At 49.8% G+C, this 20,508-nt stretch carries 19 protein-coding genes; 18 read left to right on the forward strand and 1 reads right to left on the reverse strand.

Features of this window, described 5'->3' with window-relative positions:
• Positions 1 to 9: 9 nt before the first annotated feature.
• Positions 10 to 411: a hypothetical protein gene (locus tag HP399_RS09450; protein WP_228088487.1), complete on the forward strand. Its 402-nt coding sequence runs from the start codon at positions 10 to 12 to the stop codon at positions 409 to 411.
• 56 nt (positions 412 to 467) lie between these two features.
• Here the strand turns inward: HP399_RS09450 and HP399_RS09455 are convergent, their stop codons facing one another.
• On the reverse strand, positions 468 to 2,006 hold the full coding sequence (locus HP399_RS09455; RefSeq protein ID WP_173618565.1) for a glycosyl hydrolase family 28-related protein: 1,539 nt from the start codon (positions 2,004 to 2,006) through the stop codon (positions 468 to 470).
• Positions 2,007 to 2,198: 192 nt separating this feature from the next.
• On the opposite strand from HP399_RS09455, the gene HP399_RS09460 reads away from it, so the two are divergent.
• Genes HP399_RS09460 through HP399_RS09540 form a run of 17 tightly spaced genes read left to right on the forward strand, consistent with a single transcriptional unit; the run spans position 2,199 to position 20,217 of the window.
• Entirely contained in the window at positions 2,199 to 3,182 is a 984-nt protein-coding gene (locus tag HP399_RS09460) for an NAD-dependent epimerase (RefSeq protein ID WP_173618564.1), read from the forward strand.
• A complete protein-coding gene (locus tag HP399_RS09465; protein WP_228088488.1) occupies positions 3,175 to 4,455 on the forward strand; it encodes a nucleotide sugar dehydrogenase in 1,281 nt (426 codons plus the stop codon). The genes HP399_RS09460 and HP399_RS09465 overlap by 8 nt, the downstream gene beginning before the upstream one ends.
• Before the next feature lie 40 nt (positions 4,456 to 4,495).
• A complete protein-coding gene (locus HP399_RS09470) occupies positions 4,496 to 6,391 on the forward strand; it encodes a polysaccharide biosynthesis protein (RefSeq protein ID WP_173618562.1) in 1,896 nt (631 codons plus the stop codon).
• Positions 6,388 to 7,476, forward strand: coding sequence for an LCP family glycopolymer transferase (locus HP399_RS09475; RefSeq protein ID WP_173618561.1), 1,089 nt, complete (start codon positions 6,388 to 6,390; stop codon positions 7,474 to 7,476). The genes HP399_RS09470 and HP399_RS09475 overlap by 4 nt, the downstream gene beginning before the upstream one ends.
• Positions 7,469 to 8,221, forward strand: coding sequence for a YveK family protein (locus tag HP399_RS09480; RefSeq protein WP_173618560.1), 753 nt, complete (start codon positions 7,469 to 7,471; stop codon positions 8,219 to 8,221). The genes HP399_RS09475 and HP399_RS09480 overlap by 8 nt, the downstream gene beginning before the upstream one ends.
• Positions 8,196 to 8,891 (forward strand): CpsD/CapB family tyrosine-protein kinase, encoded by a 696-nt coding sequence (locus HP399_RS09485; RefSeq protein WP_173618559.1) that lies wholly within the window; start codon positions 8,196 to 8,198, stop codon positions 8,889 to 8,891. Before HP399_RS09480 ends, HP399_RS09485 begins: the two co-directional genes overlap by 26 nt.
• A 23-nt stretch (positions 8,892 to 8,914) precedes the next feature.
• Positions 8,915 to 10,330: a flippase gene (locus HP399_RS09490; protein WP_173618558.1), complete on the forward strand. Its 1,416-nt coding sequence runs from the start codon at positions 8,915 to 8,917 to the stop codon at positions 10,328 to 10,330.
• A complete protein-coding gene (locus HP399_RS09495; RefSeq protein ID WP_173618557.1) occupies positions 10,327 to 11,142 on the forward strand; it encodes a CDP-alcohol phosphatidyltransferase family protein in 816 nt (271 codons plus the stop codon). The genes HP399_RS09490 and HP399_RS09495 overlap by 4 nt, the downstream gene beginning before the upstream one ends.
• On the forward strand, positions 11,099 to 11,815 hold the full coding sequence (locus tag HP399_RS09500; protein WP_173618556.1) for a phosphocholine cytidylyltransferase family protein: 717 nt from the start codon (positions 11,099 to 11,101) through the stop codon (positions 11,813 to 11,815). The genes HP399_RS09495 and HP399_RS09500 overlap by 44 nt, the downstream gene beginning before the upstream one ends.
• Positions 11,816 to 13,018, forward strand: a complete 1,203-nt coding sequence (locus HP399_RS09505; RefSeq protein ID WP_173618555.1) for an O-antigen ligase family protein — start codon at positions 11,816 to 11,818, stop codon at positions 13,016 to 13,018.
• Positions 12,978 to 14,216: a glycosyltransferase family 4 protein gene (locus HP399_RS09510; protein ID WP_228088550.1), complete on the forward strand. Its 1,239-nt coding sequence runs from the start codon at positions 12,978 to 12,980 to the stop codon at positions 14,214 to 14,216. Before HP399_RS09505 ends, HP399_RS09510 begins: the two co-directional genes overlap by 41 nt.
• Positions 14,183 to 15,193, forward strand: a complete 1,011-nt coding sequence (locus HP399_RS09515; protein ID WP_173618553.1) for a polysaccharide deacetylase family protein — start codon at positions 14,183 to 14,185, stop codon at positions 15,191 to 15,193. The genes HP399_RS09510 and HP399_RS09515 overlap by 34 nt, the downstream gene beginning before the upstream one ends.
• Complete coding sequence (locus HP399_RS09520) at positions 15,177 to 15,824, forward strand: sugar transferase (protein ID WP_173618552.1); 648 nt, start codon at positions 15,177 to 15,179, stop codon at positions 15,822 to 15,824. Before HP399_RS09515 ends, HP399_RS09520 begins: the two co-directional genes overlap by 17 nt.
• A complete protein-coding gene (locus HP399_RS09525) occupies positions 15,793 to 16,824 on the forward strand; it encodes a GNAT family N-acetyltransferase (RefSeq protein ID WP_173618551.1) in 1,032 nt (343 codons plus the stop codon). Before HP399_RS09520 ends, HP399_RS09525 begins: the two co-directional genes overlap by 32 nt.
• Complete coding sequence (locus tag HP399_RS09530) at positions 16,821 to 17,993, forward strand: DegT/DnrJ/EryC1/StrS family aminotransferase (RefSeq protein ID WP_173618550.1); 1,173 nt, start codon at positions 16,821 to 16,823, stop codon at positions 17,991 to 17,993. The genes HP399_RS09525 and HP399_RS09530 overlap by 4 nt, the downstream gene beginning before the upstream one ends.
• A complete protein-coding gene (locus HP399_RS09535; protein ID WP_173618549.1) occupies positions 17,986 to 19,257 on the forward strand; it encodes a type III PLP-dependent enzyme domain-containing protein in 1,272 nt (423 codons plus the stop codon). Before HP399_RS09530 ends, HP399_RS09535 begins: the two co-directional genes overlap by 8 nt.
• Entirely contained in the window at positions 19,258 to 20,217 is a 960-nt protein-coding gene (locus HP399_RS09540; protein WP_173618548.1) for an ATP-grasp domain-containing protein, read from the forward strand.
• Positions 20,218 to 20,508 lie beyond the last annotated feature (291 nt).

A 20,508-nucleotide genomic window follows, 5' to 3' on the forward strand; every position in this document is an offset into this window, starting at 1 on the left:
AAAGGATCGATGACGATGAATCCGCTGGCGAAAAAGTATCAGGAGATTGACGACAAAATAGTCTTGTTCAATGAAGAGTATTATTTGAGCGTGGAAAAAATCGACATTGCCGCAATGACGTTGGAAAAAAAAGAGTCGCTCTTTAACCAGCTGTACGATTTCGACAGTTCAGACATGGAACTGGAGATCGATGTCTCCGAGGAAGAAAAGGGCGTTTGGTACCTGCAATTGCTCGTACCGCATGTATTGACACTCCCAGAGGCTGCCAAAAGACGCATCGAAAATGGAACCAATCAACTCACCCAGCATCTGAAGGAACAGGTAGATGAGCTAGTGAGAACGCAATTGCTCGGGGAAGAAATTTATACCTATGTGAAACGGTACAATCCGGATTTGGAGCGTATTGCCTAATAACAAACATCCATCTATCCCACAACGAGGGGCAAGATGGATGTTTTTCATTTCCCTTAGCTTTTGGCCGTTTTGGTCGCTAGCCAGGTGCAGGCAGTCTTATTTGTCGTAGTCGCAATCCATTCGCACGGTTGATTGTTTACAGGAGTGATCAAGCGTAGTGTATCGCCTTTGAGACCGCCGTATTTGACGGAGGCACTGGGGGCTGCTGCGACATACACCACACGTTCGTTGATAGAAACAGTGGGGATAAAGGTAGAGTTTTCGGATTTGTAGCCGCTAGTGAGGGAAACAGGAACAGGGAGGTTTTTCATGGAGAGGGTTATTTTATCCGAAGACTTGTGATAAAACATTTTTCCAGTAACCTGGCTGAAGTCGCCTCCATCCACGGTGACTACCAATGGGTACGTTCCGGTGCCGAAGAGCATGATGGCGTGATCAGAACCGGAATAACGGTTGTTTATGAGGGAAACATTTCCGCAGCGGTTCAACGAAATGTTTTGGGTCAGCCGAGGGTCAAACGAACAGTTTCTCACGGTAACTTGTCTCTCGGCGAGCACATCCCATGGCTCCAAGCTCAAGGCGTAGCCGCCGATGGAAGTCGCCGTATCATTGGCCTCGAAGCTACAGCCATCAAATACAAGACCTACATCCGAATAATCCACGGTCAGACCGGTACCAACCGTCTTTGTACTTCCTTGTGCTGTCGTATGCAATACCCAGCGACAGTTGCTGAAGGTCATGTTTTTCATAAAGTTCACCCGATTTTTCTGATCAGGTGCCGTATAAAAAACCGAGGAGCTGATACAGCCTGTCATGCCAGTGAGACTGAAGCTGGCGAGCGAAACAAGGTGACTACCTTGCACGACCATCGGGGAGGACAGATCTCCCTCCAAGTCGAGCTGTTGACGGCAAGAGACATTGCTCAGGTTTACGAACATGGGTGTGGCTCCGTCGTACCCTTCATTGAGTTCGACCTCAAAACGATCACACGCTACATTCGCTGCATTCAGACGTTCCAGTCCACCTGTCACTGTAATATCTGAGCGTGTTCTCTTGCGGTTGTCGCTGTAAAAATCGGTAACTTGCACAGAGCGGACATAGCAGTTCGTTTCCCCGGCAAAGTAAAAATGGTCGGCGATTCCATCCGTACACCATACTTGTTGTAGCGCTACGTAATTGATATAGCTGCTAGGACCGGCACCACGAATGTAGAAATCGGCGCTATGCTCGTAATCGTAAGGATCGGGAGGCAGCGGGTTTGCTCTTGCATTGGAATCAATCTTTAAGTTGGTGACCACGAAGGAATCAGCATCACCACCCGTGGATGTAATCGAGAACAGCCACCGCCAATCTGCGGCAGTTGAATTGGCTTTCCTTTTTAATACGGAAAAAGGACCGATTCCCTGCATCACTAGGCTTTTTCCTGCTCCTAGGACGGCCTCCAGGCTATTTGGCTCAATTATATAGGTGCCAGCAGGGAAAAATAATGGAATTTGCAGGTTCAGAGCAGCAGTCAAGGCAACCTGGATTGCTTGGGTATCGTCGGTCACTCCATCCCCCTTTGCTCCGTACGTTTTTACATCAATCCACATAAAAGCATTCTCCTCCAAAAAATGGGTAGACAAGATTGTCTTCTTTTCATTTCATTCAACCATTTCTCAAATGTTGACAACCATTTAGTAAAAAGGGCATGGACGACATAAAAATGTGTTCCATAAACTTTGGGCAACCACTGGCATATTTGTCCTAGAACCTCCGTATGAATAAGCAAAGAGGTGGATAGTATGTCGATTTTGGTGACAGGCGCAGCTGGTTTTATCGGTTTTCATGTAGCACGACGGCTTTTGGAACAAGGACAGACGGTGTGGGGGGTAGATAATTGCAATGAGTATTACGACCCGGTCTTGAAGAGCAAACGACTGGAAATCCTCCAAGCGTATCCATCATTTCGTTTTTTCAAAGCGGATATTGCAGATCAGAGCAAAATGGACGAGTTGTTCCGAGAAATGGAGCCGGAGATTGTCATTCACTTGGCCGCTCAAGCGGGCGTCAGGTACAGTTTGGAAAATCCTCATGCCTATACGACTTCCAATATCACCGGGTTTCTGCACATTTTGGAAGGATGCCGACGGTCGAGAGTCAAGCATTTGCTCTACGCATCCTCAAGCTCCGTCTACGGAGGCAATACAAAGCTACCATTTGCGGAGTACGATCCCGTAGATGAGCCGGTCAGCTTGTACGCAGCAACGAAAAAAGCCAATGAACTGATGGCCTATACCTATAGTCATTTATACGGCTTGCCTGCGACGGGACTTCGCTTCTTTACGGTATATGGGCCTTGGGGCCGACCCGATATGGCGCTCTATACGTTTACTAAGGCGATTTTGTCGGGAGAGCCTGTCCGCATTTTCAACTACGGCAACATGACAAGGGACTTTACGTATGTGGACGATATCGTCGAAGGGATGCTGCGACTGATGAATCGAATTCCCCGAAGGGAGGGGGATAAGGCGCCGCATGAGGTGTTCAACATCGGGAATCACCAGCCGATCGATTTGCTTACGTTTCTCTCGATTCTGGAAGAGAAGCTGGGTAAAAAGGCTGTTCGCGACTATTTGCCCATCCAGCCGGGGGATGTTCCTGCTACCTATGCGTCAGTGGAAGCTCTGTATGAGGCGACAGGCTTTCGCCCGAAAACACCAGTCGATGTGGGGATATCTCGCTTTGTAGACTGGTACGTCAGCTATTATGGTGTCGCCCATGCGTAAAAAAGTGGGAGTAGTAGGTCTTGGATATGTAGGACTGCCTGTCGCGATTGCTTTTGGCCAAGTGCTTCCAGTGGTGGGTTTTGACATAGACGAAAGACGCATACGCAGTCTGGAAAGAGGAATGGATGAAACGGGAGAGATGTCTACAGATGAGCTAAAGCGAGCCAACATCACGTATACAGATGACCCCGCGAGTCTCGCAGCGTGTGATTTTATCATTATAACGGTGCCCACTCCTGTCGATTCTGCGAAACGGCCCGATATGCGGGCACTCATTCTCGCGTCTGAAAGCGTTGGGCAACATCTGACTTCAGGGACCATCGTCGTCTATGAATCGACAGTTTATCCAGGGGCAACAGAAGAAATTTGTATTCCTGTATTGGAACAAGCGTCTGGAAAGCTGGCGGGGATTGATTTTTTCGTCGGCTACTCACCTGAACGAATTAATCCGGGGGATCGGGAACGGGGATTGTCCCAGATCGTCAAGGTCGTCTCAGGGCAAGATCGCCAGACGTGTGAAACGATTGCCGAGATGTATGGGGTGATTGTAGAGGCGGGTATTCACAAAGCATCCTCGATTCAGGTGGCTGAGGCAGCCAAGGTGATTGAGAACACGCAACGCGACATCAATATCGCCTTGATCAATGAACTCTCGATTATTTTTGACCGCTTGGGCATTTCTACGGTAGATGTGCTCCAGGCCGCTCGAACAAAATGGAACTTCCTTCCGTTCTCTCCAGGACTCGTCGGTGGTCATTGCATTGGTGTCGATCCGTACTATTTGACATACAAGGCGGAGAGTGTTGGTTATCATCCCCAGGTCATACTGGCAGGACGACGGATCAATGACGGTATGGGCAAGTTCGTCGCGACCTCACTCGTGAAGCAAATGATCTGGCAAAATATTGCGATTCAAGGCTCGCGAATTACGATCATGGGCATCACCTTTAAAGAAAACGTGTCGGACATTCGCAATAGTCGGGTCATCGACATTATTCAGGAACTAAAGGAGTTCGGAGTAGAGGTCCAAGTGACAGATGAATTGGCTTGTCCAGAGCGGACGAGAGAGGAATACGGCATTCAATTGCGAGAGTGGGAAGACCTGCAGCCTGCCCACGGAATCGTATTGGCCGTACCTCATGAGCGATATCTGCACCTGGGATGGGAGGAGCTTGCCGGACTCTTGTATCAGGGGCAAGGTGTCATCGCAGATGTGAAAAGTGTGCTAAATCGAGAAACATGCCCGGCAGAAATTAGCCTGTGGCGTTTATGATGACCATTGTTTGAATAACGATCACCTGGAGCGGATGAATATGAGCTACCGGAAGAGAAGATTCTGGTTAAGCTTATCGGATGCAGGAATTATCAGCTTGGCTGTCTGGTTGGCCTGCCTGGTTCGATTTGATTTTTCTTTCACAGCGATAAGCGAATATCACCCTATGGATTTGATGATTGGCCACGTACTGTTCGTCGTGACAGGTATGCACTTCGCTCAACTCTATCGACCTGTTTTCCGCTATGTCAGTGTTCGCGAACTGGTCTCGATCATTTTAGCCACGAGCTTTTCCGTTTTGGCTCTCTACCTGGTACTGAAGATGACGTACCTGTTTGGTTGGTCCATCCGATTTCCCACCTCACTCTTTCTCATGACGCTGGCCTTTGTTTTGCTCGGGATCACAGGCTCTCGGTTTGTATGGAAGTGGTGGTATGAAGAGCGGGAGAAAAGAACACAGGATCGCAGGCGCACATTAATTATCGGGGCAGGTAGTGCAGGTGTGCTCGTAGCCAGAGAGATGAAAACCTCGCCTTTGTCGGAGCTGCGTCCAGTGGCCTTTATCGATGATGAGCCCAGCAAACAAAATCTGCGCGTGTACGGCCTGCCGGTTGTAGGGAATCGGGCTGATATCGCCCGCGTCGTGCAACGACTTTCCATATCAGACATCGTGATTGCTATGCCATCCGCATCCCGGCAGACGATTAAGGAGATTTTCGACATTTGCAAAACGACGAGAGCGAGTGTCAAAATTTTGCCGCACGTAGCAGACATCATCAGCGGAAAAATCACGATGAACATGATTCGGGATGTAGCGTTGGAGGATTTATTGGGAAGGGAGCCTGTTCAGGTCAATCTGGAAGAGATTACGGGGTACTTGCGGCAGCAAGTCGTACTTGTGACAGGAGCGGGCGGCTCGATTGGGTCCGAGCTTTGCAGACAAATAGCTAGATTTGGTCCGAGGAAACTTCTTCTCTTAGGGAACGAAGAGAACGGCATTTTTGAAATGAGCCTAGAGCTCTCGCGTTTGTTTCCTGAGCAGGAGACGGTCAGCCTGATTGCAGATATTCGTGACAGACAAAGAATTGCTTCGATAATGCATGAGTATCGTCCCGCCGTTGTTTTTCATGCCGCAGCCCACAAGCATGTACCGTTAATGGAGAACAACCCGTGTGAGGCATTGAAGAATAACATTCTGGGTACGAAAAACGTTGCGGAATGCGCGCTGGAAACCAGCGTCTCTCATTTCATCCTGATCTCGACGGACAAGGCAGTGAATCCAACCAGTGTGATGGGTGCCACGAAAAGGATTGCTGAGCTTCTGATCCAGGGTTATAACCATTTCGGACTTACCCGGTTTGCAGCTGTTCGTTTTGGAAATGTCTTGGGGAGCAGGGGAAGTGTCGTTCCCGTTTTTCTTAATCAAATCCGGGCAGGTGGACCGATTACCATTACACATCCAGATATGGAGAGATTCTTTATGACCATTCCTGAGGCTGCCCAGCTCGTCATCCAGGCGGGAGCACTCGCTCAGGGAGGGGAGATATTCATCCTCGATATGGGGAAACCGGTCAAAATTGTCGATATGGCCCTCGACCTGATTCGCTTGGCAGGCTTGGAGCCCGGGAAGGATATTCCGGTTGTATTCACGGGAGTTCGTTCGGGAGAGAAGCTGTACGAAGAAATTTTGACGGAGGAAGAAGGCTTGTCGTCTACTTGCCATAATCGCATCTTCATAGGGAAGCCGCTCGATTTTTCCTGGAATGAGCTCTTGGCAGGGATCGCCCGGTTGGAGCAAATTGCAGACAAGGGAGCGACGATGGAGGACAAACAATCCATCATTGAGATTTTGCAAGGGATCGTTCCAGGCTATCAATCCACTTCTTACGTGAAGGAAGAGTCTACGCCAGTCCCTTATCAAGTGGCGATCGGATGAGCGTCAGCAAATGGAAGGAAAAGATCGCCACGATAAAGTGGAAGCGGCTGCTTGTATGGGGAGGATTGATTTGTCTCATCAGTTTGAGTGGTTATGGTGTGTACGTCTATCTGTCGTTAAAAGAAACGGCCAGCAAAATGTACCTCCCTGTCCGCACGCAGAAATCTATCGAGATATCTGTAGCGACTGAACCAGCATCTGTGAGGCAATCACCGCCCATGAATTCCCAAGAAGCAACGACATCGCCAGCGGTTGAAGGGGAGAACTCCGCTATCTTGCCTAAAGAACCGATCACACTGCTGCTTCTTGGCGTTGATGAACGAGAGAATGACAAGGGGCGCTCTGATGTCATCCTCGTACTCTCCGTCAACCCGAAAACGAAATCTGCGTTGCTCATCAGCATACCGCGTGATACGCGAACAGCTATGGCTCACAAAGGTAGCCAAGATAAGATCAATCACGCTTATGCATTCGGCGGCGTGCAACAGGCAGTAGACACCGTCGAGCAGTTTCTTCAATTTCCCATTGATTACGTGGTGACCGCGAATATGGAAGGATTCGCGGGTGTGATCGATGCGCTGGGAGGAGTGGAAGTCAACAACAAGCTTGCCTTTACTTATGCGGATTACACCTTTCCGATCGGTCCCATCCAGCTAGACGGGAAGCAAGCCTTGGTCTACGCTCGCATGCGCTACGAAGATCCGAGAGGCGACCTCGGGCGCAACGAAAGACAGCAGGAAATCATCAAGGCATTGCTGGACAAAGGTGTAACCCTTGCATCGCCTACCCGATTGAATGACGTCCTTACGACGATGGGGAAATACGTGAAAACGAACATGACCTTTGATGTGATGAAACAGCTTGCCCTAAGCTATAGCACGGCAGTTACCTCCGTCGAGACGATTCGTTTGGAAGGAAAGGGTCAAATGATCAATGGAATCTACTACTATATCGTCAGTCCGCAAGAACGTGAGAGGTTGACCGAGAGTCTTTCAACTTTTCAAAAACAAATCGAACCTCCCGTACAACTGCAGAAAGAAGGAAGTGACAGCATAGCGGGGCAAAGGGGGAAGCAGGATGAATGAGGAGCTTAATCTTCGTGAAATACTCCTGATGTTGTTGAAGCGATGGAAGCTGATCCTTTTGATTACCTCTTTATGCACCATCGGAACAGCGCTCGTGAGCTTCTATTTACTGACACCGATTTATCAGGCTAAGACGGAAATATTAGTGAATCGCTCGCTGGATTCAACCGTAGAGAGCATGCTATCCGTCGCGGAAATTGATTCCAATCTGAAATTGATTGAGACCTATCGCGTGATTATTGAAAGTCCGCGGGTGATGGAGCGCGTGCTCGAAGTGATAGGGGCCGGCGCTACGATGGAGGATCTGCTGCTTCAAACGAAGGTGGAACCAGTCAAGGATTCACAGGTCATTTCCATTACGGTAGAAGATCCGGATCAGGGCAGAGCTGTACTCATCGCCAATACAATCGCGACGACCTTTCAGGGAGAAGTCGTGAAAATGCTTAGCATGAACAACGTGCATATTTTAGCAGAGGCCCGAAACAATCCGGCGGCCATTCCAGTGAGCCCAAAACCGATCCTCAATTCGGTGATTGCTTTTGTCCTCGGGTTGGCAACGTCTATGGTCGTCGTCTTCTTGCTGGTGCAGATGGATACCCGACTTCAATCGGAAAAAGAAGTGGAGGAGTATTTAGGCTTACCTGTACTGGCAACTATTGCGGTAATTGACAAAAAAACGCGGAAGGCATTTCGCCAGCCTAAGGCGGAGGAAGTGAGGAATGAGTATGAGAAGGCAGAAGCCTGATGATCGTTACCAAAAGCTGATCGCCCATTGGGAGCCGCTGTCTCCGCTGGTAGAGGGCTACCGTACCCTTCGCTTAAACATTCAGTTTTCCATGGGCGACAAGCTGATGCAAACGATTTTAGTCACCAGTCCAGGGGCTTCTGAGGGAAAAACGATCACCGCTGCCAACCTGTCCTTGATGATGGCAAAGGATCACAAAAAAACGGTGCTGCTTGATTTTGACTTACGCAATCCGCGGGTACATTTCACCTTTGATATGCCGAATCTGTACGGAATCAGTTCTTACTTTTCGGATATGTGCGAGATTGCAGATATTATTCAACCGTCAGGGGTGTCAGAGCTGTCGATCATCACGGCAGGGCCAATCCCGCATAATCCGGCGGAAATGCTCGGAACGACACGGCTCTTGGAATTGATGGACTATCTGCGCCACAACTATGATTTTGTGATTGTCGACAGCCCGCCATTAATCGTAAGCGACGCAATGGTGCTGGCGAGGGAAATGGACGGCTGTGTCATGGTGGTGGATGCAAGCAAGACGAAGCGGGATTCTGCTGTCAAAGCAGTAGAGCAGTTAAAAGCGGCAGGAGCCAATCTGCTCGGTGTTGTTCTCAACAACAAAAAGGTAGGGAAGAGAGAAGGCTACTACGGATATGGGTACAACGCATAGCAGAAAGCGGGGCGTTTGTAAGCATGCATGCCCTCAAATTAGCTTGGCAACGACAATGGAACCGTCTGCATAAAGATCGCGATGTTCACGAAGTGATTCGCGGCTCGGCCTTCACGTTTTTGTTTCGGCTCCTTGGCTTCGTGCTGCTCTATCTCTTGCAGTTCTACATTGCCAGAGAGTACGGAGCCGAGAGCCTGGGTATCTATTCGCTGACGATCACCCTGATGAACATCGGAATGGTGCTGGCCGTTTTGGGGACGGATACAGCCATAATCCGCTTTCTCTCGGAGTTTCGCGCGAAAGGCTCGCTTTATCAGATTTCCGAAGTATTCAACAAAGTAGTGCTGTGGGCGACGCTGATTTCGATTGTGCTTGGGATACTGTTGCATGTGTTCTCGGAGCAGGTGTCCGCCTACGTGTTTGCAGGGGAGCTACCAGCAGAGGCACTGCGAGTCGTCGCGTGGATGCTTCCGTTTGTGTCTCTCGCAAGGCTGTATGCATCTGCGTTTCGGGCACTGCATCGGGTTGTCATCTCGATCACTGTCGATATCGTCGGTATGCGTTTTCTGCACTTGGCGTTTCTTTTCATCGCCATCCCTTTTTTCGAACCCAGTACGATGCTCTTGATTCAACTGCTCGCAGCTGCTGTTATCTTGAATGCCGTCTATGGGATGGGGCAGTGGTATGCGACGAGCCGAGGTTTTCGTATCGGTGTACAGCCGACTGCGGGAGTGCCTGGTGTTGGGTTGAGGGAAATTATTGTAGTCGCACTGCCCATGTATCTCAGTGCGTCGATGGAATTGATTATGACGTGGACAGATATGATCATGCTGGGTATTTTTACGGATGCCAAAACCGTCGGAGTATACAGTGTGGTCATTCGTCTGGCAATGGTGACGGGCTTTGCGCTGATTTCCATCAATACGATCCTCTCTCCCAAGTTCTCTGAGCTGTACGCACGTAATGATATGGACGGCTTGAAAAAGATGATTGCGTTTGCCAATCGGCTCATTTTCTTCACCTCTGCTCCTCTCAATCTGCTAGTGGCGATATTTGCTGTTCCGTTGCTCACTTTTTTTGGTGAAGAGTTTGCGAGTGAGAGCCTCGTCCTTGTGATTTTGTGCATGGGGCAGTTTGTCAATTTTTGCACAGGCAGTGTTATCCCCTTATTGACGATGACCGGGCATCAAAAAACGGCCCGCAATATTCTTGTCTGTTCAGCTGCACTAAACATAATCGGAAACGCTTGTCTCATTCCGCTGTATGGAATTATCGGGGCCGCCATTGCTACTTCAATCAGCCTAATCTGTCGAGATCTTTGTGCTTCGTATTGGGCATCCAAATATTTTGGTTTTCGCACGTGGTATATCCCGTTTTTATCCGAAAAATATTCCGTCTCGCTCTCGAGACGAGGTCATGAAGAAGGTGGCTTACCGTGAAGGATGAGCTGTATCCGTCTATGTTTTGGGATAGTGAAGAGACACGCCATTGCCGTGTGCAGGTGCAGAAGCCGTGGAGAAGGGAGGAATTTTGGTCGTACTACTTCACACGACGCCTCTCCATCTACGTGAGCTTATTGCTGACCCGAAAAACACAAGTATCCCCCAACGCAATTACAATCGGGGGGATAGTCGCCGGACTCCTTAGCGCTGCAGCATTTATGTACGGAACGGCGGCATCCTTTCTGCTCGGCTGCTTTTTCTGTCAGGTGTGCTACTTGGCGGATTGCGTCGACGGGGAGGTAGCCCGCATGCGCAACCAGAAGAGCAAGGGAGGAGAATGGCTGGACATCGGGCTCAACTATGCACTCTACCTGGTGTCATTCGGTGTGATATACGGCATCATGAATCATCACGCGATGTTGGGTCCGTGGCTGCTCTATTTGATTCTGCTCACGATTTTTGCAGAGATTTTGGCGACCAATGGTTCCGATCTCGTCTTTAGTCAAGGGAAAATCTCTCACGAAACAGTCTCTATGAGAAAGCGCAGCAAATGGATCGATGCTTTTGTCTTCCTTTTTCTTACCCAAACGGGCTATCAGTTGGGTGTGCTGGTTACTGCATTTCTGTGGGCAATCAGCGGTCAGATGCTATTTTTGCTCCTATGGACCTTCTACCACCTGTTCGTCGGACTGGCCAGATCGGTGTACAAGCTGAAGCTGAACATCAAATACGTCGTGCCATCTCTGAAAGAAGGAGGGGAGTCGGATGAAGGCACTGCTCATGGCAGCAGGTCTCGGGTCACGAATTAACGAGCACATTGACGGAATTCCCAAGTGTACTGTGGACATCGGAAACCAAACGCTCATTGAAAATACGATAGCGGAGCTGAAGCGCCACGGAATTGATGAGATCGCGATGGTGGTGGGCTATCAAGCCAAGGTGATTACCGAGCTGCTCAGAGATGAATCTATTCGTTTTTATCATAATCCTTTTTATGATCGGACGAATAGTATGGTGTCCCTCTGGTTCGCCCGCGAGTTTTTGCAAGGAAGCGACTGCTTGCTATTGAACGCCGACGTTTACTTTGAATCGAAGGTACTGGAGGCCGTGTTGCAAGAGACCGCGTGTCCCGTCATGTTTGCTGATCCAGTCCGTCGCTCTGAGGGAGATTATAAATTTGGCTATGAAGACGGACTGCTGCTCTGCCATGGAAAGGAGCTCTCGCTGGAAGAGACAACTGGCGAATACGTTGGAATTGCCAAGCTTCAAGAGAGCTTTCTGCCGATATTTTTGCGTCGATTACAAAGGTTGATTCAGGAGAAGCAGTATGATTTGTGGTGGGAAAATGTCCTCTATTCTTTTTTGGGCGAAAGGAATGTGTATGTCACACAAATACCACCGGGATTGTTTTGGGCAGAGGTTGATACGTGGGAGGATTATCGGCGAATCCTGCAATTCACCAACCATCTGGCGCACAAGTAAATGATGTTCAAGGAGAAGCTCTCACCGGACAAGGTCCTACTTTTGCTATATGTAGTGCTTAAGCCCTTCTATTTCTTCCCAAGTGGCAATCCGCAAATCGCCGATTTTATTATGCTTATCCTGATCGCCTACAGCTTCTTGTTTCGCCTGGGTCGGGTGAACCGCAGACTCGGATTTTTTCTCTTCCTTACCCTTCTATTTTTGTACGACATTATGATGGTGAATGGCATATGGTCGATTGCACTCGGCGGAGAAATGGATGTATTCAGCTCGACCAAGTGGTATTTGTACAACGGAGCCGTGATGCTTGCCCTGATTATTTTGTTCAGGCGCAACCCGCAAGAGTACGTCAAATGGGTCTTCCTGGCTACGTCCACTTCCTTGCTCGTTCAGGCATTCATTCTCGTGACAGGACTGTCACCAGATAGCGGAGAGTTCAGGCAATCGTTGTTCTTCAACAATCCGAACCAGCTCGGCTATTTTGGACTTCTGTGCATGGGGATATGCTTGCTGTGTGCTCGCTTCGTATCTGTGAAGACCATTCCTCTCTTTATTGCGATCGGTACGGCGTTCAGCATTATTGCAGCGTCGTTGTCGAAAGCAGCGATCATTAGTGCCGTAGGGATGTACCTCGTTTTTTTGCTCCTCTCCATCAAAGAACGAACGGGCTTGTTTTGGTTGAATCTGCTTTGTGTGCTCGTCTCGTCCTTCACTGTCTTCTTCATCTATTTGTACACCAACGAAAACGTGCTGAGCGATGCATCTATTTACACACAAATCGAAGAACGAATGGTATCACTAGGGGAAGATTCGGATGACAATTTGGCAGCGCGGGGCTATGACCGGATTGCCAACCATCCGGAGTACATTTTGTTCGGAGCAGGGGAAGGGATGTACGAGCGATTTAACAGCAGCATTTCGTTGGAACTCCATTCTACCTTAGCCAATCTGTTCTTCTCCTACGGCGTAATGGGCACGGTGTTGTTCATTCTCGTGATTTATGGGGCGGCTCGTGGGCATCGATTGGTTGCTTGGTATCCACTTGTCTTCCAAATTTTGTACGGACTCACTCATAACGGAATTCGCGAAACGTTTTTCTGGATCATGCTCGCGCTGTATTTCGTTACAGCCGAAATCAATACGCGTCAGACCAAAAATGGCGGTGATCTGCTTGAAAAAAATCTTGCAAGTATGCGCAATTGACCGCTCTGTAGAAAGCTTATTGTTTCCTTTGATTGAAAAGCTGATGGGTGAAGGCTACGAGGTGCATACCGCGTGTTCAGATACGGGGCGCTTTGATGTCCTAACAGCAAAGGGATTGACGCTCAGAAGAATTCCGATTAAGCGAAAGATCGACCCGATTTCCAATTTGGTGACAATTGGGGCATTGTATCGGCTGATGAAAAGGGAGAAGTATGATGTCGTGCATGTCCATACGCCGATTGCCGCTGTTCTCGGTCGCGTGGCAGCAAGGCTGGCAGGAGTTCCGCATGTCATTTACACAGCGCATGGCTACTTCTTTCATGAGGGCATGAGCAAAAGTACGTATCAGATGTACTACACGCTGGAAAAATGGTTTGCCCGGCATATGACTGACTATCTTTTGCTTCAGAGTCGAGAGGATTACGAGTTGAGCGTGAAGGATAGCTTCTCCTCCCAGACGGAGCGGATTCTGCACATTGGCAACGGCGTTGATCTCACAGAACGCTTTCACCCGCGACACGTAACGAGAGAAAAGGTCCAGACTATCAAGTCCTCACTGGGGCTGCGGGATGAGCATGTGGTGATCACCTATGTAGGACGCATGGTTTCGGAGAAAGGAATTTTTGAGCTGTTGGAAGCCTTTCGCAAGCTGGCGGGTGAATTTCCGCGCCTGCGCCTCTTGTTGGTGGGGGACGTGTCTTCCAGTGAACGCGATCAGCGAGGCCAGGAATTCGTGGGGCTTTGCCGACAGCATCCGCAAATCATTTTGGCTGGATTCCGCACAGACATCCCGGAGCTGATGGCCGCCAGCGATATATTTGTTCTTCCCTCTCATCGCGAAGGGCTGCCTCGTTCCATCATTGAGGCGATGGCGATGGCAAAACCGATCGTCGCCACGAATATCCGTGGATGTCGGGAAGAAGTCAGGGACGGTGTCAACGGATTTTTAGTAGAACCGAAACAGGTATGTCCCTTGTATGCAGCCTTAAAAAAGCTCGTAATCGATTCCAGACTCAGAGAAGCATTCGGGCAGAACAGCCGCTGCATCGCGCTTGAGCACTTCGATGAGCGAACGGTCCTTGCGAAGCAGGCGGCCTTGTTTGCCCAACTGACTGGTCAGCTACGAGAAGAAAGAGGGCAGGAGAAAGGAGGCAGCGGAGAAGATTGGACAAGACGGGAGCATTCGTCATTTCCCTAGACTTTGAACTTTACTGGGGCGTCCGAGACAAGAGAACCATTCAGTCATATGAGCAAAATTTGTTAGGCGTTCGTCACGTGATCCCCGCACTTTTGGAACTGTTTGCCAAGTATGAAATGCATGTCACTTGGGCTACTGTCGGTTTTTTGTTTTGCGAGTCGCGTAAGGAGCTAGCAGGCGTCGTTCCACGGCATCTCCCGGCGTATTCCGATGAAAAGCTGTCACCCTATCCCTATTTGGACACAGATGCGATCGGAGAGCATGAGCAGGTCGATCCGTATCATTTTGCTCCTTCCTTAATCAAGCTGATATCCTCTTACCCGCATCAATTCATCGGAAGCCACACTCTTTCCCACTATTATTGTCTAGAGCCGGGACAGACTCCCGAAGCTTTTGCTGCCGATCTTGATTCTTTTCATAGAGTGACTCGCAAAAAAGGATACTCACCTTCCAGCATCGTTTTTCCGCGAAATCAGGTGAAGTCTGCCTATTTATCTTTGTGCAAGAAAAAGGGGTTCCGTTCCTATCGCGGCAACGAGCAGTCTTGGATGTATCACACAAAAGGGGCTGCCGAAGAGACATTGTTCAAACGAGCCATGCGACTGATGGATGCGTATGTGAATCTCTCTGGTCATAACAACTATGAATCATTGCAGCGTAGTCCAGAGGGAATGGTCGATGTTCCATCCAGCCGGTTTTTGCGTCCTTATTCTCCCCGATTACAGCGGTTGGAGAAATGGCGCATGAATAGAATCAAATGCGACCTGACTCATACGGCGGAGCGCAATCGCTTGTATCATCTGTGGTGGCATCCGGAGAATTTTGGGGATCACATCGAAGAGAATCTGTCCTTTTTGGAGGAAATACTCCAGCATTACACCATGTTACGCGAGAGGTACGGCATGCAGAGCCTCAGCATGGAGGAAGCGGCAGCGAAGTGGAATCAACAGGAGGTGCGGCATGAAGTCCTTGTTTGATCGTTGCGTTTCCTTCCTGATGCTCGTCATTCTGTCCCCACTGATTTTGCTAGTCAGTCTGCTCATTCGCTGGAAGCTGGGGTCTCCGGTTTTGTTTGTACAAGAGCGACCAGGTTTGCACGGAAAACCATTTTTCATCTATAAATTTCGCACGATGACCAATAAACGCGATGAGAGTGGAGAGCTTCTCTCTGACGAGCAGCGACTGGGATCATTCGGAACACTTTTGCGCAAGTATAGCCTGGATGAACTGCCGCAATTATGGAATGTGCTTCGTGGTGAAATGAGCCTCGTAGGACCGAGACCGCTACTGATGGAGTATCTGCCGCTGTACACACCGCGGCAGTTGAAGCGACATGACGTAAAGCCGGGGATTACAGGCTGGGCGCAGGTCAATGGGAGAAATGCGATTGACTGGGAGCAAAAGTTCGAGCTGGACGTCTGGTATGTAGAAAATGGCAGCTTTTTTCTGGATATGCGGATTATCGGTCTGACGATCAAGCGCGTTTTTCAATCGACAGGCATAAATCAGCAGGGCAGCGTCACGGTAGAAGACTTCAGAGGGAGTGAAAACACAGAGCGCGCTGGGAGGGAAGCATGTGAGCCTGATCGTACTCTCGGAACAGGATGATTGGACCGAATATTTGCGACGATTTTTAAATTTAGACGTGTCCTACACGAAAGAATACGTACAGCTTTACGCCAAAATGGAGCAGGGCACGCCAGAAGCTGTTTTTTTCAAGAGTGGGGAGAACGAGGTTTTCTACCCGTATTTGGTCAGACGTCTAGATGAGTGGATTCCCGGCTATGCCGATTTGGTTTCGATAGGATACGGAGGGCCATTCGTCGTGGGGGGACAGACGGCTGCTCGATTATTCCAGGAGCAATTCCACGTCTATTGTCGGTACAAAAACTATCTGACGGAAACGGTTCGCTTTCATCCGTTGCTGGGGAATGCAGAGCTATTCGCGGGTCAGATGCGCCTGGATCTGGTGAGGATGGTAACGGCGGTCGATTTGCGCCCTACACTTGCCTACATTCGTGCCCACTATACGCAAAATGTTGGACGAAATATGAGGAAGGCAGCGGCAAACGACGTCCGGATTACATTGGGCGGAACCGATTGGTTGCATTCTTTTATCCAGCTGCACCGGGAGACGATGGATCGCAATCAAGCCGCGGCGATCTACTACTATGCACAGGAATTTTTTGTGGGACTCATGAAAAAAACAGTGTTGTGCAAGCCGCGGCTTCTACTTGCCATCCATGAGGATCGGCCGGTGGCGGGAGTGCTTTTGCACAGTGGAAATCAATTTGCCCATTATCAGCTAGGGGCATCGCATACGGAAGACATGGCGCTTGGCGTCAACCACCTCCTCTTCGACGCCATGATTCAGCAGGCAAAGCTGGATGGAGCACAGCTGCTTCTCCTCGGAGGAGGAAATCTGGATGGAGATGGTTTGTTCCGTTTCAAGTCCTCGTTTGCAAATGGCAATCATTTTCCTTACTGGATGGGCAAGAAAGTTCACGATGAGGAAGTGTATTTGGCTTTGTGCCAAAAACTACAAGTCGATCAGGCTGGCGAGCAAGATTTTTTTCCTGCCTATCGCAATGGGGGGACGTCGAAATGAGTGCGAAGCAGCGGATCTTTTTATCACCGCCACATATGGGGGAGGATGAGCGCGACTTGGTGGCAGACGCCTTTGCCTCCAATTGGATCGCACCGTTGGGGGAACACGTCGATGCTTTTGAGCGAGAGATTGCCCAATATGTGGGCGTAAAAGCTGCACTGGCTGTGTCCTCTGGTACGTCTGCTATCCATCTCGGGCTGAGGCTAGCAGGCGTCGCTCCGGGTGATACGGTGTTCTGCTCCAGCCTCACCTTTGTCGCCAGTGCCAATCCGATTCTGTACCAGGGAGCGACTCCAGTATTCATTGATTCTGAGGAAGGGTCTTGGAATATGTCTCCGCTGGCATTAGAGCGGGCCCTGCGGGAAGCGGCAGTAGCGGACAAGTTGCCCAAGGCGGTCGTCATCGTCAATTTATATGGGCAGAGCGCAGATATGGGACCGTTGATTGCGCTTTGTGAGCAGTATGGGGTGTGCGTGGTGGAGGATGCAGCAGAATCGTTAGGGGCTGTATACAAAGGGAGAATGAGCGGTGTCTTTGGGCATGTTGGGACCTTTTCGTTTAATGGCAATAAAATCATGACGACATCAGGTGGTGGAATGCTCGTCTCCGATGACGTTGAGGCGATCGAAAAGGCACGCTTCTGGTCGACGCAGGCGAAGGAGCCAGCCAGGCATTACCAGCATGAAGAGATGGGCTACAACTATCGGTTGAGCAACGTACTGGCGGCAATTGGCCGGGGGCAGCTGCGCGTTTTGGAGGAGCGAATCGAGGCAAGGAGAGGGATTTACAAGCGTTATGAACAAGCTCTCGGACAATTACCTGGTATTTCGTTCATGCCAGAGCCGGCGACAGGGCGATCCACAAGATGGCTGACCGTGATGACACTGAATCCAGCGGACGCGACAATCTCTGCTGCACAAGTGATCGATGCACTGGGCAAAGAAAATATCGAAGCCCGTCCCGTGTGGAAGCCGATGCATCAGCAACCGTTGTTCGCACAGTGCCAATACTATTCGCACCAGCCTGATGAGAGTGTATCAGATCGTCTTTTTGTCCAAGGTGTTTGCTTGCCGTCCGGTTCCAGCTTGACCGCTGAACAGCAGGAGCGAGTCATCGGTGTTATCACGAACTGCCTCTTGAATCAGGAACAGGGGGTGCGCCATGTATAGTTATGAGCAGATAGAAAAATGGCGTAGTCTCTGCTCGTCTTCCTTTTACGTACTGGACACAGTGAAGCTCTCCGAGAACTATCGTCGTTTCCAACGGGCTTTTACTCGACGCTATGAGCATGTGGTCGTGGCGTATTCGTATAAGACCAATTACTTGCCGTTTTTATGCCAAAAGCTGCATCAGTTAGGAGCGCATGCAGAAGTCGTCTCTCGACTGGAGTACGAATTGGCACGAAAGCTCGGCGTAGATCCTGCGTCAATCATTTTTAACGGCCCGCTCAAAACGGAAGAGGACATTCACCTTGCCTTGGAGCAGGGGAGCCTGATCAATCTGGATTCTTTTTCGGAAATACCATGGGTGGTGGCCTACGCCAAGCAGTATCCCGAGCAGACGTTTCGGATTGGTCTACGAATTAATGTGGATTTGGCCAGGGGTGGAGTGAGTCCTCTGCAAAATGGGTACGAGGTCAGCCGATTTGGTTTTTGCGTCGAAAACGGCAATTTGGAAAAAGCCCTGAGCCAGTTGGCTGTCGCCTCGAATGTGCATGTAGTCGGGTTGCATGGACACTTTTCCACCAATCGCAGTGTCGGTGTGTATCGCCAAATTACGCGCCATCTATGCTGTTTGGGAAAGCAGCATTTGGGCGAGCGGCTTGCTTTTATCGATATTGGAGGCGGATTCTATGGCGAGCTCCCGACCTCGTTCGGGATGACGGCTGCTCCTACCTTTGAGGAGTACGCCGAAGCGATTACGTCAGTCGTGAAGGAGGAGCTGGCAGAGCTGGATCATGCTCCGTTGCTGATTCTGGAGCCAGGAATTTCACTCGTGGCAGATACCCTTGATTTCGTTTGCCAAGTCGTAGATGTCAAGGAGAACAGAGGAGAGCGATTTGTTCTCGTAGATGGAAGCATTCACAATGTCAAGCCGACGATGCACGCGCATCTCTTGCCAGCCCGACTTGTGTGCAACCGCAAGTCAGTTCCAGAAGCGAGCTATCATGTCGTCGGGTATACGTGCATGGAAAAAGATTATTTGCTTCAAGGCTTCACCGGGCCTCTGCCTGATATCGGGGATTATTTTGTCTTCGGACACGTAGGGGCGTATACGCTCGTCTTTAATCCTCCTTTTATTCGGGAGAGGCCGCCGGTTCTCGCCATCGACGGAAATGAAGCGGTCATTGTGAGGGGAAAAGAGACTCTCCAACAATTCATTCCCGAATCGGTTTATCGTTTTCACGTTGACAAGCAGGGGGTAATGAACTGAATGAACGTTCTTGTGACCAGTGTAGGCAGGCGAGTCAAGCTGCTCCACTATTTTGTATGCGAATGGGGTGACACTGGCAAAATCATAGCAGTCGACTGCGACCCGACGGCCCCAGCCCTGTACGCTGCCCATCATCACGAGCAGGTGCCGCGTATCGATGATCCTGGTTATCTCGATGCCCTGCTGCAAATTTGCCAACGGTACGAGATTAAGGCAATCCTCTCCTTAATTGACCCTGAGCTGACACTGTTAGCTGCGCATGCAGATCGTTTCTACATGCAGGGCATCGAGGTGATCGTGTCCAGCCGTGATGTAATCGAGATGTGCTTGGATAAGATGGCAACGCATGATTTTTTGTCCGCGCACCAGATTCCCACTATTCCCACCTTTACAAAAATGGACGAGGTACAAGCAGCGCTTTTGGCAGGACAGATTACGTATCCATTGATCGTCAAGCCGCGGTATGGAAGTGCCAGTTTGGGCATCACACGTGTGGAGAATGATCAAGACTGGCCCGTGCTCATGGAAAAAACGGAGGATGTCGTCATTCAACCGTTCTTACAGGCAGAGGAGTACGGAGTGGATGGCTATGTGGATCTGATCTCGGGAGAGCTGGTGACACTTTTCACCCGCCAAAAGCTGCGAATGCGGGCAGGGGAGACGGATCGCTCCCTCGCGGTAAAAGATCCGCGTTTGCTATCACTAGCGAAGGAACTCATTCGTGTCCTAGAGCCGCGTGGGCCCATTGACATCGATTGTTTTTTGGTGGGAGATCAGTACGTTGTGTCGGAGATCAATCCCCGTTTTGGCGGTGGGTATCCGCATGCTCACGAAAGCGGAGTGAACAGCGTGCGTGCGCTTCTCCAAAACATAAAGGGTCTGGTGAATGTGCCAAAAGTGGGGGAGTACAAGGAAGGAAGCATCATGATGAAATACGATGAGGTCATGTTTTTGGAGTGAATGCAACCACCATCATCTTTCATGAGCCGGGCATGGGCAGGAAGCAAAACGGAGTTCCTGCCCTCTCACTGCATTCCTGCACCAAAATTTCATAGTGCCGGTGTATCTCTGTACTGTGCTACAATCATAGTTGAGCGTTCATTACAGTCGCTCACTTGATTGAAGGTCAGGAGTGTTTCTTGTTATGGTTATGATCCAATTCGTTCGTAATCGGTAATGTGAGGTACAGATCAACGTAATCCCGCATTTTTTTGAAAATGCTTGGGGTTTATTTGACTGTGCCTTTTTTCA

It is taken from the genome of Brevibacillus sp. DP1.3A (assembly GCF_013284245.2).
GTDB lineage: Bacteria > Bacillota > Bacilli > Brevibacillales > Brevibacillaceae > Brevibacillus.

What these genes read in the sequence shown, in the direction of transcription:
- HP399_RS09450 (WP_228088487.1), top strand. Translation starts at nt 10, where the DNA reads ATGACGATGAATCCGCTGGCGAAAAAGTATCAGGAGATTGACGACAAA.
- HP399_RS09455 (WP_173618565.1), bottom strand. Translation starts at nt 2,006, where the DNA reads ATGTGGATTGATGTAAAAACGTACGGAGCAAAGGGGGATGGAGTGACC.
- HP399_RS09460 (WP_173618564.1), top strand. Translation starts at nt 2,199, where the DNA reads ATGTCGATTTTGGTGACAGGCGCAGCTGGTTTTATCGGTTTTCATGTA.
- HP399_RS09465 (WP_228088488.1), top strand. Translation starts at nt 3,175, where the DNA reads ATGCGTAAAAAAGTGGGAGTAGTAGGTCTTGGATATGTAGGACTGCCT.
- HP399_RS09470 (WP_173618562.1), top strand. Translation starts at nt 4,496, where the DNA reads ATGAGCTACCGGAAGAGAAGATTCTGGTTAAGCTTATCGGATGCAGGA.
- HP399_RS09475 (WP_173618561.1), top strand. Translation starts at nt 6,388, where the DNA reads ATGAGCGTCAGCAAATGGAAGGAAAAGATCGCCACGATAAAGTGGAAG.
- HP399_RS09480 (WP_173618560.1), top strand. Translation starts at nt 7,469, where the DNA reads ATGAATGAGGAGCTTAATCTTCGTGAAATACTCCTGATGTTGTTGAAG.
- HP399_RS09485 (WP_173618559.1), top strand. Translation starts at nt 8,196, where the DNA reads ATGAGTATGAGAAGGCAGAAGCCTGATGATCGTTACCAAAAGCTGATC.
- HP399_RS09490 (WP_173618558.1), top strand. Translation starts at nt 8,915, where the DNA reads ATGCATGCCCTCAAATTAGCTTGGCAACGACAATGGAACCGTCTGCAT.
- HP399_RS09500 (WP_173618556.1), top strand. Translation starts at nt 11,099, where the DNA reads ATGAAGGCACTGCTCATGGCAGCAGGTCTCGGGTCACGAATTAACGAG.
- HP399_RS09505 (WP_173618555.1), top strand. Translation starts at nt 11,816, where the DNA reads ATGATGTTCAAGGAGAAGCTCTCACCGGACAAGGTCCTACTTTTGCTA.
- HP399_RS09520 (WP_173618552.1), top strand. Translation starts at nt 15,177, where the DNA reads ATGAAGTCCTTGTTTGATCGTTGCGTTTCCTTCCTGATGCTCGTCATT.
- HP399_RS09530 (WP_173618550.1), top strand. Translation starts at nt 16,821, where the DNA reads ATGAGTGCGAAGCAGCGGATCTTTTTATCACCGCCACATATGGGGGAG.
- HP399_RS09535 (WP_173618549.1), top strand. Translation starts at nt 17,986, where the DNA reads ATGTATAGTTATGAGCAGATAGAAAAATGGCGTAGTCTCTGCTCGTCT.
- HP399_RS09540 (WP_173618548.1), top strand. Translation starts at nt 19,258, where the DNA reads ATGAACGTTCTTGTGACCAGTGTAGGCAGGCGAGTCAAGCTGCTCCAC.